Raw genomic sequence first — 12,979 nt, forward strand, 5'->3', positions numbered from 1 at the left:
TAAATCAGCGGTTATGAAAAATCTCAGAAAACACTGTTCACCAACAGTAAACAATATAGCTGATACTATTTCATTTTTAACATTTTCAACAGAGTGAAATTATGAATACCGTATTAACTTTAATTCAAAACAGAAAAACCACAGGTCTCTTCGATCCTTCATTTGATATGCAAGAAAGTGAGATAAAAGACATAGCGAATTATGGTTTTCAAGCTCCTACCGCTTATAACTTACAAAACTGGCAAGTTATTGCTTTGTCTTCCATGGAGGCAAAAGCCAAAGCCTGTGAAGCAGCGTACGGGCAGAACCAGATTAAAGATGCATCCGTAACTTACCTGATTTGTGGAGACCTAAACGGTTACCAGCACCTTGATACTATTTTACAGCGCGATGTAGACGAGAAAGTCGTTCCTGAAAATATCAAAACAATATGGGTCAACATGGCGCAAAGTAGCCACAGCAATAGCGCTCAGTTACGAAGAGATGAAGCGGTTCGTTCAGGTTCATTACTCGCTATGAACCTCGTTTATGCCGCAGCGGCAAAAGGCTATGACACGGGAACTGTGGGTGGCTTCGATGCCGAACGTCTAATGCAAGAATTTAACCTAGCCGATGACCTAATACCTGTTTTAATGGTCACTGTTGGCAAAGCAGGACAAGGTAACTGGAAGAAGAAAACACGCCGCCCAACGGAAGAGGTTTTCCAAATCATATAAGCTTAAAAGCTTGCCCTAAAGTTAGGGCAAGCTTTTCTATTTACCCTGTCCAAAAGTATTCGGGCTGGACGCTAAATAAACCATCTCAGCTGGGGTTGAAACACGCCCCAACACCTTATTTCTGTACGGATAACGGCCATACTCTTCGATGATAGCTTTGTGCTCATAAGCACTTTCTAAAAATTTAGTCGTATGCTCATAATGCTCAGGGCGAGCCGTAGCAACCACTTCGGAAAAAAGAGTTACGGCCTTTTCATGGTTTGGTAAGGTTTCAGAATGAACGAGTGGCAAGTAGAAAAAGAGCTTTTCGGCTGTTTGTAGTGTCTGATCGTAGCCTATTTCAATGCCTTCCAAACAATACTTCTGAGCAAGGGAATCTGCCGCAAAAGCTTGGCTTTGATTACGGTAGATGTTTCTCGAAAATTGGTCTAATAGAATAATCAGGGCCATTCGGCCTTTGGGCTCTTCTTTCCAAGCAGCTAATTCATCATTCGCTGCTTGTTGTAAAAGGCTACCAAACTCTTGCTGTATCGACCGGTCGAGTACTTCTCCACCGCCCCACCATATGGAGTTCTTATTAGTACAAGGCCAGCCATTCTGCATGGGACCAAACCAAAACTCTAATATTCGCTCGATTGCTATTGTCATCACATTCCCCTTGTCTGCCCGTCATCAGTTACGCCGGCTAAAGAATATCTGCAACGCCATTCTATTATGGCCAGTAAAATAACAAATACCCCTTCGGCGCCCAAAAAGAACTTCCCCCATATACTTGATGACTCAAAGAAATAGACAATAAAGCCTGCACAAAGTATGGCCCAAAAAGCATTTCCAGCAACCAGCACTTTAATAGCAGCGAGTGAAAAAGACTTAGCCAAGGCTAAACGTAAGGAATAAGACGCATAAACCAGGTTAGTGGTCCCTAAGAACGCAACAAACCAAAAGGGCATGCCATACCAATTAGTAAACCACGAGCATAAGAGCAATATGATTAGCCCCACTAAAGCTGCGGCGCCACCGTCAATCCAGAGAATGTTTTTTTGAATGAAGTGAGTCATTACTTCGGTCGCATTGTACTTATTAAAGAGCTTTCATTGAACGGCTTGGCTCTTAAAAAGTCAATTCATAAGATTAAAACAAGGCACGCTCAAGTTGTAATAAACGTGTCTTGTTTTAGTGAGTTAGGCAGTTAAGGGAACTATGTTGTGGTTTGTTTCTTTATCCTGAATGCTTGGAATAGAAGACATAAGCTGTTTGGTATATAAATGCTGGGGAGAGCTCATTACATCTTGTGTTTTTCCTTGTTCCACTATTTCCCCTTCTTTCATAACAAGAATACGCTGACTTAACATTTTTACTACGTGAAGATCGTGACTGACAAATAGGTAGCTTAGCCCTAGTTCTCTGCGCAATTTTTCAAGTAGTTGTAAGACAGTTGCCTGTACAGAAACATCTAACGCTGATGTGGGTTCATCCAGTATGAGAAATTTAGGATTCAACGCAACCGCGCGTGCTATTCCAACACGGGCCTTTTGTCCACCACTTAACTGATGAGGCAATCTCGTAATCAAAGTTAAAGATAGACCGACTTGTTCTACTAAGGTTTCGACTCTTTCAGTTAGCGCTTGTTTGGTCATGGGGCCAGCAAGGCGCATTAAGGGCTCTGCAATTAAATCAAAAACTGTGTGTCTTGGGTTTAAGCAGCCAGTAGGGTCTTGGAACACCATTTGAATGTCTTTACGAAGCGGATGCTGAATAAACTCTTTACTCGGTATATCAGAAATCATCTCACCGTTAAAAGTCACTGTGCCCTGTGTGGCATCGTCTAATCGCGCTAAAATTTTCGACGTTGTGGATTTACCACTACCAGACCCTCCAACTAGGCCAACACATTCTCCAGCGTAAATGGAAAAACTACTGTCTTTGACCGCTACAAACTCTTCAAACTTTTCTTTTTTAAAAGAAAGCCAACCTACTTTTTTAGTATTAAATACCTTACGTAATCCTTTTACTTCGATGAGTGGCGTTGTACTGATTTGGGGTTCATTAAGAGCTAGGTAACTGGGAGGTTGAACAGTAAGCTGCTCAACCTTACCTTCTTTTGATGGCGTCGCTAGTAATAGTTTTTGCGTATAAGGGTGCTGAGACTCTGAAAAGAAAAGCGCTCTACTGTTTTGCTCTACTACCTTACCCTTTTCCATGACCACAAATTTATCGCAATATTCTGCTGCAATACCTAAATCATGGGTAATCAGAATAACCGCCAAACCTTCCTCTTTAGCGAGGTTTTTAATAAGGTCCATAATGGACTTTTGAGTCGTTACGTCTAACCCGGTTGTAGGTTCATCTGCAATTAAAAGCCTTGATCTACAAGCGAGTGCTAGCGCAATCATTACGCGCTGACACATGCCTCCACTAAGTTCAAAAGGATAGGCATTCTTTACTCGGTCAAGATCATGTATTTCAACTTGCTTTAGCAATTTATTGATTTCATTATCAATATTCGACCAAGAGGCGTAGCCGTGGTTACGGATCATGTCTTTTAAGTGCTGCCCCACTTTACGAATGGGGTTGAGTGTTGACATAGGGTTTTGAAATATCATCGATATTTCACGGCCTCGAATATCCTGAAGTTGGCTAGGGCTCGCTTTATGAATCGGCATACCATCATAAATAATCTCGCCTAACGGTAACGAGCCATTGGAGTCCAACAAATTTAAAATACTGTAGGCAGTAACAGATTTACCACTGCCACTTTCTCCTACCAAGGCTAATATTTCCCCTTTCGCTAGATCAAAACTTACATTTTCTACTGCGCGCACAGTACCTTTTTTAGTTTCGAAGTCTATGGCTAATTTGCTCACAGAAAGGAGCTTATTTTCTTTTGCGGTCATGGTTACTTCCTTTTCTGCGGATCAGCTAAATCACGTAAAGTGTCGCCAACTAGGTTAAATGTGAATACGGCAAGCATCAAAACAGCACCAGGAAAGAGCACTAGCCACCATTGCCCAGAAATAATATAGTCTGCCCCTTCTGCGACTAGAATCCCCCACTCGGCAACAGGAGGACGAACACCCAGCCCGATAAAAGATAGACCAGCGGCATTTAAAATGGCCCACCCCATATTGATTGATATTTGTACAATCAAGTTAGGCAAACAATTCGGTAAAATATGGAACAGCAAGGTTCTGAAGTGGCTATTTCCTGAAAGTAACGCGGCCTGAACATATTGTCTGTCTCTTTGTAAGCTGACCTCAGCGCGCGCTATTCGAATATAAAATGGAATATTAATAATTGCGGTTGCATAAATTACATTGATCAGAGAATTGCCCATAACAGCGACAATTCCCATTGCTAGCACAAATAGAGGAAACGCGAGAACAATATCCGCCAAACGGCCAATAATCCTTTCATACCAACCACCATAGTAACCAGCAAGAGCACCTAAGAAGGTACCAATTACAAAGCTTATCGCTACGGCAGAAAAGGCAATGCCAAGGTCAAGTCTAGTCGCCACAATCACCCTTGAAAACACATCACGCCCTAGGTGATCCGTTCCAAACCAATGCTGTGCACTCGGGCCCTGTAGAGCAATGGTGGTGTTACTTTCTAGCGGGTCGTAAGGCACCCAATATGGGCCAGTTAAAGCAAGAAATACGTATATACCAAACAAAATTAATGACACGCTCGACAGTAAGTTTTGACTAGCAATGTACTTTAGCTGCTGCGCCAGGCTATCTTGTTTTAAAGTTTGACTATTCATTACGGCCCATCCTCGGATCAAACAAGGTATACAAAATGTCGATAATTAAGTTTAAAGTGACAAAAAGAACGGCCATGATTAGTACAAAACCCTGTATAGCCGCATAATCAGAAGCCACTAAAGCATCTATGGCAAACGAGCCGATGCCTGGCCATGAGTAAACTTTTTCGACTAAAACGTTCCCCCCCAGCAAAAAGCCAAACACCAAACCAATCACTGTTAACAAAGGCAAGGAAGCATTTTGTAAGGCATACACATAAACACGCATTTTTGCACTAATACCATTAGCCTTTGCTGCTTTTACATATTCACTTTCAAGTGCAGTGATCATGGAAGAGCGTGTCATTCGGGCAATAGGAGCAAGAGCACACAAAGCGAGTGTCGATGCGGGTAACAAAAGTTGAGCAAATGCTGCTTTGAACGTTTCATAGTCGGCTATGATAAGCGCATCTATGGTGTAAAAGCCGGTAACATGAGGTGGTTCTAAATAGATAAAGTCGAGCCGCCCAATGGGAGAAGGAGACCAGCCCAATAGATAGTAGAAAACAAACATTAAAAACAAACCGCTAAAGAAGATCGGTGTCGAAGCGCCTGCGGTTACCAATATACGACATAAATGGTCAATCCAGGTATTAGGTTTTAACGCCGCCAAAATACCTAATGGGATGGCCGTCATAAGGCCCATTAACAAGCCTAACAGCGTTAACTCTAGGGAAGCAGGTAAACGTGCCTTAATTTCGTCTGTCACACTTTGGCCAGTACTCAAACTCTGACCTAGTTCACCCTGTAAAAGGTTCTGACAGTAGGCTAAAAACTGGTAGGGCAAAGAGCGGTCTAAGCCTAACTGCTCTCTGACTTCTTGGATTGATGCTTCGTCCGCCATTGCCCCAGCAAAATAGACTGCCGGGTCTCCCGGCAGTGCTCGAGTCAAGCAAAACGATATTACCAGCACACCAAAAAGAGTCGGTATTGCAAGCATCAAACGCTTTATGATGAGTTGGGCTTTATCGTAAAGCATGAAGCTTACTCCTTAGTAAATGCTCGGATATCAAGTTGTCTGTGGAACCAGTTCACATATCCGGATACATTTTTCTGCATCACCACATCTAAGGTTGGCTGCCAAAGCGGAATCAAAGGCACCTCATCAGTAGCAATATCAATCATTTGCTTCACGTTGGTACTGTACTCTGGAGCATCAACAGCCATTTTCAAGGTAGTATCTACAAGCGATTTCATTTCAGTACTGTTAAAGTTCATTGAGTTGAACAAATGTCCATCTAAGTACGCCCAGAAGAAGTAGTAATCTGGGTAATTCAGCCAGCCGCCGAAGTTCTTCATATGAAGCTCAAGCCCTTTCTCCACAAGCGCTTTGGTTCTCCAGCTCGCTCCTGGGATCTTGTTTATAGGGGCTTCAATGCCAATTTTCCCTAGGCTTTCTTGAACAAGTAATGCGGTTGGTTCCATCCACTGAGCAAAGTCTAAGTTCATAGATAAAGGCACACTAAAACCATCGCTATAACCAGCTTCTGCGAGCAAGGCTTGCGCTTTTTCAATGTTAGTTTGATAAGGGAACGGCTGAGGCCACAGTGTCGACTCTGCCTTCATGGACTCGCGGCCCCACATAGGTTTACCTAAACCATAGGCCGCTACATCAAATATTTGCTGGTAAGGCAACACATAAGCAATCGCTTGACGCACCTTAGGGTTAGCGAAAGGTTCAAAATCTAAATTCAGACCAATAGCGTGTAAAGTATTATCAATCGTTGAGCTAGACACTTTAAGTTTAGGGTTGGTCATAAGCTCTTTAACATCTTTTGACGGTAAGTCGAGTGCGACATCTGCATCGCCTCGTTCAACTAGAGCTCGTCGAGTTGAAGCACTTGGAACATCACGAACAATGACTCGGCTCATATCTGGTAACTCGCCACTTTTCCAACCATCGTAACGTTTGTATACAAGCTGCTGGCCTGGCACCCAACGCTCAAGCATATAAGCGCCACCACCTGCAGGGGTTTTATGTAGAAACTCAGTTGCCCAAGGGTCATCTTTGGTTGCGTGTTGCATGGCTACTTTTGAGTTAATAACAATAGGAATCGGAACGGCTAAATCGGGCAATGTTAGTTTATTTTTTTCACCAATAATGACTTTAAAAGTATGCTCATCAACTACTTCAAATTGTTCAGGTGAAGATAATCCACCTGCTTTCATTTGCACCGTTGGAAAACCACCAAGACTCACCGCTCGATCAAATGACCATTTTACATCTGCTGCTGTAATCGGCGTACCATCCCAAAAAGTGGCATCTTCTCGTAAATGAAAAAGGTATGCTGTGCCATCATCTACACTTTCCCAATGAGTTGCTAACTCAGGGGTAATTTGTGAAGAATCCGACTTTAAGTTGCCTTCTCCTTCACTTTTAATACCAAAAGAAACAAGGCGATCGTACATGTTAACGGCAACTTGATAGCTAGGACGGTTAGTACCCGCTCTATGTATATCTAAACTATTAATACTGGTACCAGAAACAATAACAAGCGTTTCATCACGACTGTTTGCGTTAGCATTGTTAACGAGCGAGGCCATTAATGAAGCTGCAAGCACACTATAACCCGCTATTTTCTTAAGCGTTTGACCAGAAGCTTTTATTTCCATTGCATTTTCCCCTATTGGATAAAATTCGTTTATTGGTTATTAAGACAAAAATTGCGCCAACCACCAAAATGGCTAATGTCTTGAGCTTTCTCTATGGCGTAGGATTCACATAAAAAACCTTTTACTTCTAATCCGTTTTCTAACTCTATTGTTCCTATTGAAAGTGGCGCTTTAACATCGTTGAGAAAGTCACCCATTTTTGCTTTTGGTAGTGACCACACTTCAAGCTCTATTGCTCGTCCTTGGCAGCTCCGCACCATTCCAGGCCGTGCAGGATTCATGGTAGATAAATGAAACAGTTGATACTTAGGCTTAGTTTTTGCTGAAAATAAGTAGGTTCCACCACGTTCTGTTAGCTGATAGTTAAGGGGCAATTCACTCATATGGGCACCAACAACCGCTATTTTTGTGGTTTCAGAAAGGTTTAAAGCAGACTCTTTTGGTTTTACTTTTTGTGCGCCCGCACCAAATTTAGTGGGCTGTTCTGCCTGATATTTCTTCGCTAATTGATGCACAGCAAGATCTCTGCCAGAACTAGCAATAAGCGTAATACTTGAAGGTGAACCATCTTCCAGACTAAGGCCAGGTACTGTAATGGCGCACATATCCAGCAAGTTCACAAAGTTTGTATAGACTCCAAGACGACTGTTTGCTGCTACTGGCTCTGCATGGATTTGATCCAATGTAACCACTCCAGGAATAGAAGGAGTACACAATACATCTATTCCTTTAAGCCTCTTCGCTATGCTTGATTTAAGCTCTTGTAGGCGGTATTGAGCATCAAATAAGTCGGTAGCCGAGAAACGAGTTGCTTGAGATACAATGGATTCTGTAACAGGGTGCAGAGCATTTGGTGATTGCGCCATGAAGCCCCTTAAAGCGCTATGCCTTTCTGCCACCCAAGGGCCTTCATATAAGAGTTTTGCTACTTCATACAAAGGCTCAAAATCAACTTCTATTAATTCTGCTCCTGAAGATCGCCAAAAATTGAGAGCAGTTTCATAGGCATTCATTTGCATGTCATCATCAAACTCGCGTGTCGCCACGCTGGGTATCCCCATTTTTAATCCCATGACATCGATGTTTTGGCCAGAGAGATCAAACTCTTTTGAATAGGCTTCTTGCTCATCATAAACTGCGCAAGATTCAAAAATGGTCTGCGCATCTTCCACCGTCAGAGCAAAAATAGAAATCGTGTCTAATGTTCGACAAGCAGGTAAAACACCACGATTTGATAAACTGCCAAGGGATGGTTTTAATCCAACGATATTATTCAGCGCCGCAGGCACTCGGCCAGAACCGGCAGTATCTGTACCTAGCGAGAAAGCCACTTGTCCATGGGACACCGTTACAGCAGAACCGGAGCTTGATCCACCCGGCACAAGATTCTCATCTACTGCATTTTTAGGAGCTGGGTAAGGTGTTCTGACTCCAACAAGGCCTGTTGCAAACTGATCTAGGTTGGTTTTTCCTATTACTATTGCCCCCGCCTTTCTTAATAGATTAACAACAAAAGAGTCTTCTTCGGCTAAGTAAGCGTAATCAGGGCAGGCCCCTGTAGTCGGCATTCCCGCTACATCTATATTGTCTTTTACTGCAAATGGGATCCCCCATAACGGCTTACTTTTTAGGTCAATGTCTCCTATTTCAGCAATAGCCTTTGCAAGATAATCTTGATCGGCCAGGTGAAGGAAGATGCCTTCATCACCAGTTCTTTCAATTCTGGCACGTGATTCAGCAATCACGTCTTGCACCGACACGCCAGATGCGTATGCATCGTGAATTGAATCTAACGTGAAAAGCAAATGACTCAACATACAAATATCCATCTCAACTGTTTAACTTAAAACTAGTTAACCAAGTGATAGTGGAACTGTATACTGCTAATATCGCACGAGTGCGGTGCAATATTTGCATCGCCAATATTTTTCAAGCTAGGTCTATTTATGAAGCAACTTACCGATTTCCGCTATTTTCAAACAATTGCGAAGGCTGGTTCCATTCGAAAGGCTGCAGATAAGCTGTCTATCACCTCTACAGCACTCAATAGAAGAATCATTGCGCTAGAGGAAGAAATTGGCGAAAAGCTATTCGAACGCCATTCATCTGGCGTAACTTTATCTTCTGCTGGGGAGCTATTTTTAAGCCACGTACAAAAGCAATTATCAGATTTAGAGCGTATCAAAAGCCAAATTTCAGACTTACAAGGAGTCAGGCGAGGGCACGTTAACATTGCTTGCAGCCAAGCACTGTTAACGTCTTTTTTTCCGCAGCAAATTGCTGCTTTTAGAAAAAAACACCCCGCTGTAACCTTTAGCGTTTTTCAGCGTGACAGGCTGTCTGCAGAGGCATCGTTACTAGATAATAGTGTTGATCTAGCCATGATTTTTGAGCCTGTCTACATGCCTGAAATGAAAATCCTCATGTCTAAAGAGCAGCAACTCTATGCCATTATGTCAAAACAACACCCTTTAGCAGAAAAACAAGAATTGAAGTTAAGTGACTGTTCTGACTACCCTTTAGCACTCCCTAGAAAAGGCATAGGAGTACGAGAAATCATAGACTTTAAAGCAAGCCGAAGTGGGCTAGATATAAAAGCGTCCGTCGAATCTGACAGTTTTGAGTTTCTTCGCAACCATGCGATGAATGAAGGTAGTGTGACATTTCAAATTGAAATTGGTATTCCACAAATTCTAGAATCATTAAACCTAGTCACCCGCCCCTTATCACAAAAAGACATTTCGATAGGCTGTATGTATTTAATACAGAAAAAAGATCGAATATTACCGGTTGCTACCGCTCTGTTCTCAGAGCAACTTATTAACGCGCTCTCTGAGTAGCATCGGTACAGGCACGCTCAAGTTGTAATAAACGTGCCTGTTTTTAGCAGGGTTATGGCAAGACTCTTGCCGGCTTATTACGCTGGCTGAATGAGATCCCATTTGTTGCCATATAAATCTTGAAAAACAACCACTGTGCCATACTCTTCTTCACGAGGCTGTTCGTTGAAGGTCACTTGGTTGGCTTTCATTTGTTCGTAGTCACGCCAGAAATGGTTCGTCTGCAAGAATAGAAAGACTCGGCCTCCAGCTTGGTTCCCTACCGCTTGTTTTTCCTGTTCCGTGTTCGCTTCAACAAGCAATAGATTAGCGCCACCACCGTTTGGTGGGCTAATTAATACCCAGCGCTGGCCTTCTCCTTGATCGATGTCTTCTAACAAGTTAAATGACAATTTCTTGGTATAAAATTCAATAGCTTGGTCGTAGTTTTCGACTAGCAAAGCAATGTTCGCTATACGCTGTTGCACTGTATCGTCCATAGTATTCTCTCAGTACGAAAAGCGAGTAGTTTAGCGTATTACAGGTTAAGAGTTATAGCTAAAGTACGGAAGATTAATCTTCTATGGTTAGAGAGTCCCAGCCTTGTTTTTCCACTATTTTTTGCAGTTGAGGTGGTCGGTACTGTATGTCTCTTAGGTACCTTTCTTTGACGGTATGGTGAATACGAACAGGTACATTACTTGGACATAAGGGCCTGTGTAAGGCTTTTTTATAGCGATAGGGAAAGCCACGTGATTCATGTTTTTGCCCTAGGGCACCGTCGGTAAGGTGCTGTTTAAGGTGGTTTTCTATGTGTAGCCCGGCAATTATGGCTTCTCTTATCATCCAAGCTAGAGAAGTATCAGCAATGGCATACCCTGTTCCTTTATCAGGTGGATACGAACCACCAATATCGGCATGGACCCCAGCAAACCATACCTGTTTTAAGTCAATACCGGGGCGAGGTTGCCAGATAGTAGGCTCAAAATCGGCCCTTTTTTCATCAATCGCTAGAGCGTGTCGAGCAATGCGAATGTTGGGGCCCATTTTGGTATCGTAGAACTCATCCTCTCTATTGAAAAGACCCATAATGCTAAAGGGGATCCCCAACGCACCAACGGTATCCCATACGCCAATAAAGTGAACGTCACGGCTTGGGTGACAATATTGATTTCTAAAGTTTTGTGCCGACGCGCCATTTGGTGCATTTCTAGATAAGCTACTTTTATAGATCTTCCAAGCGTTGGCTATCTGTTCCGCGTGGTCTCTATGGGGAATACCACAGTTGTAAATTAAACCGCTTAGTGCTCTTACGGTGTAAGCACCACGGCTAAAACCAAATAAGAATATTCGATCGCCGTCTTGGTAGTTTTGTACTATATAGCGATACGCATCTTGAATGTTTTTATGGATTCCCTTACCCAAGGCGCCACCACTGATCATGTGGTAATAAGATCCTACGCCCCAGTCGTAAAACACATGCTGCTTGATTGAGGCACGTTCTGGACAAATTGCCCGAGCCACTTTGAGTACATTCGTTGGAAAATCTTTTTGCAGATCTTCTTCCGGTTTATTCCAAGTGCCATCGGCACACACAATAATATTCGCCATGTTTCCTCCACTAAACGCTTAATCACCTTACAATTAAGAGATTAATGGTTTTACATTCCGTGAAGTTTTGTGTGGGTTATGTATCGAACTGACCGCGAATCATCCAATTCCTTGGAGTCAAGTTTTTATCGCAAAACTGACCGATCTCTACCTGGTAGCCCTGCTCTTCAAGGTACATGGCTCGGTCGAGAACGAGCCAGTTTTCAAGAGCCAAACGAAAGAGCTGGCTGACTTTTTCTCTTTTTTGCACCTGACTCGCGCGCTCTTGGCCTAGCCGATAAAACTCTTCAAGCTGCGCTTCATGTATCGTGATCTTGATGCGTTTTTGCTCAAATGCCCAGATACAAAAGGCTTCAAATCCATCCCCTATTAACCGTTTGTTTACAGATGGCAAAGGTAAATATTGATCACAGTTTTGAACCCTACGCTGCCAAGCATCAAAGCCTAACCGGAAAATAAGCTCTTGGTGTTTCAAATGTTGCTCTCTTTTACCAGCGGTAACCACTTCTTTCACCGCCAGTTTTAGATCTGCTTTGCGCAGTGTGAGCTGGCTACTGTGAGCAAACAATGAGAGTGGTTGATAAACTGGGTCTTGAGTTAAGTGATAACAACATGGCGACAAACAAACACTGTTAATTTTGTTTATCACAACCTGTTGCAAGAGTTTTTTATGCAAGTCACCACATGCATGCAATGCAACGGCACAGTCTACTGAAATAAACGCCTGTTCACTTGGCTCATTTAACACATCCTGCTGAATGAAGCTTTGTTTCAATTGACGTTTCTTGGCTTCTAACTGACCTTGCTCGCATAAGCTTTTTTGCCACTCTATGCTTGTTACTTTGGCATGGTTTACAAAAGCAAGCATTTTTCCTAGATGTCCCTTTCCAGAACACCATTCCAAGTAATGTTTAACACTGGGTAATTGCTTAGAAAACTGCTCTATTTGCGCCCATTTTCGGCCTTTGATACCCACTAAAAAATGGCTATCCGGCTGTTTTTGTTGGGCTTTCGCCGCGGGTCTTAGAGTTTCTGGTAGCCAAGCATCAACAGGTTTTAAATGAGGTATAAAGGATTGCAAAGCTGAGAACAACTCACCCTCTGAAAGGTTTTCCATGTGGGTGGAATCCATGTATTGAGCCAGTTTAGGGTGATTTTCCTGCCAAGGGTTATTTAGTGATAAGAAATGATCAAGCTGCCAAAACTCCGTATGCTCTACTAAATATTGATCGAGTTGTTGAAAGCGTTTTTGCAATGGCGTCATTGGGTATTGTGGGTCTCAAGAAGATGTGTCTTTATTTCTGTACAGGGGCATATTAAATTCCCCTTAAGATAGATTGTATTTTGCCACAAATTCGTCAAAATAATGGCACTGCTAATGCAATTCTTTCGCATCATTGTGCAGCCTTTTTACTCTA

At 42.7% G+C, this 12,979-nt stretch carries 12 protein-coding genes; 2 read left to right on the forward strand and 10 right to left on the reverse strand.

Annotated elements, in window-relative coordinates; genetic code table 11:
• The first annotated feature begins 101 nt into the window (after positions 1–101).
• A complete protein-coding gene (locus ACYVGZ_RS02465) occupies positions 102–716 on the forward strand; it encodes a nitroreductase family protein (RefSeq protein WP_460750718.1) in 615 nt (204 codons plus the stop codon).
• A gap of 36 nt (positions 717–752) precedes the next feature.
• Here the strand turns inward: ACYVGZ_RS02465 and ACYVGZ_RS02470 are convergent, their stop codons facing one another.
• From ACYVGZ_RS02470 to atzF, 7 genes are all read right to left on the reverse strand, one after another.
• Positions 753–1,364: a DUF924 family protein gene (locus ACYVGZ_RS02470; protein ID WP_460750720.1), complete on the reverse strand. Its 612-nt coding sequence runs from the start codon at positions 1,362–1,364 to the stop codon at positions 753–755.
• The gene (locus ACYVGZ_RS02475; protein ID WP_460750723.1) at positions 1,364–1,774 is read right to left on the reverse strand and encodes a hypothetical protein; all 411 of its coding nucleotides are present in this window, start codon (positions 1,772–1,774) and stop codon (positions 1,364–1,366) included. The genes ACYVGZ_RS02470 and ACYVGZ_RS02475 overlap by 1 nt, the downstream gene beginning before the upstream one ends.
• Positions 1,775–1,897: 123 nt before the next feature.
• Positions 1,898–3,610 (reverse strand): dipeptide ABC transporter ATP-binding protein, encoded by a 1,713-nt coding sequence (locus tag ACYVGZ_RS02480; protein WP_460750725.1) that lies wholly within the window; start codon positions 3,608–3,610, stop codon positions 1,898–1,900.
• A 2-nt stretch (positions 3,611–3,612) separates the two neighbouring features.
• A complete protein-coding gene (locus ACYVGZ_RS02485; protein ID WP_460750728.1) occupies positions 3,613–4,479 on the reverse strand; it encodes an ABC transporter permease in 867 nt (288 codons plus the stop codon).
• The gene (locus tag ACYVGZ_RS02490; protein ID WP_460750731.1) at positions 4,472–5,497 is read right to left on the reverse strand and encodes an ABC transporter permease; all 1,026 of its coding nucleotides are present in this window, start codon (positions 5,495–5,497) and stop codon (positions 4,472–4,474) included. Before ACYVGZ_RS02490 ends, ACYVGZ_RS02485 begins: the two co-directional genes overlap by 8 nt.
• 5 nt (positions 5,498–5,502) lie before the next feature.
• Entirely contained in the window at positions 5,503–7,131 is a 1,629-nt protein-coding gene (locus tag ACYVGZ_RS02495; protein ID WP_460750734.1) for an ABC transporter substrate-binding protein, read from the reverse strand.
• A gap of 29 nt (positions 7,132–7,160) precedes the next feature.
• The gene (atzF, locus tag ACYVGZ_RS02500) at positions 7,161–8,948 is read right to left on the reverse strand and encodes an allophanate hydrolase (protein WP_460750737.1); all 1,788 of its coding nucleotides are present in this window, start codon (positions 8,946–8,948) and stop codon (positions 7,161–7,163) included.
• A 129-nt stretch (positions 8,949–9,077) separates the two neighbouring features.
• On the opposite strand from atzF, the gene ACYVGZ_RS02505 reads away from it, so the two are divergent.
• The gene (locus ACYVGZ_RS02505) at positions 9,078–9,971 is read left to right on the forward strand and encodes a LysR family transcriptional regulator (protein ID WP_460750739.1); all 894 of its coding nucleotides are present in this window, start codon (positions 9,078–9,080) and stop codon (positions 9,969–9,971) included.
• Between the two features lie 77 nt (positions 9,972–10,048).
• Here ACYVGZ_RS02505 and ACYVGZ_RS02510 read toward each other — a convergent pair whose 3' ends face one another.
• The 3 genes from ACYVGZ_RS02510 to ACYVGZ_RS02520 all read right to left on the reverse strand — a co-directional run bounded on the left by ACYVGZ_RS02510 (position 10,049) and on the right by ACYVGZ_RS02520 (position 12,825).
• The gene (locus ACYVGZ_RS02510; protein ID WP_460750741.1) at positions 10,049–10,450 is read right to left on the reverse strand and encodes a VOC family protein; all 402 of its coding nucleotides are present in this window, start codon (positions 10,448–10,450) and stop codon (positions 10,049–10,051) included.
• Positions 10,451–10,523: 73 nt separating this feature from the next.
• Positions 10,524–11,561 carry a DUF2235 domain-containing protein gene (locus tag ACYVGZ_RS02515; protein WP_460750744.1) on the reverse strand — a complete coding sequence of 346 codons (1,038 nt, stop codon included), beginning with the start codon at positions 11,559–11,561 and terminating at the stop codon, positions 10,524–10,526.
• Positions 11,562–11,637: 76 nt separating this feature from the next.
• Positions 11,638–12,825, reverse strand: coding sequence for a methyltransferase (locus ACYVGZ_RS02520; protein WP_460750747.1), 1,188 nt, complete (start codon positions 12,823–12,825; stop codon positions 11,638–11,640).
• Positions 12,826–12,979: the final 154 nt, after the last annotated feature.

The organism is Marinomonas epiphytica (assembly GCF_054780655.1).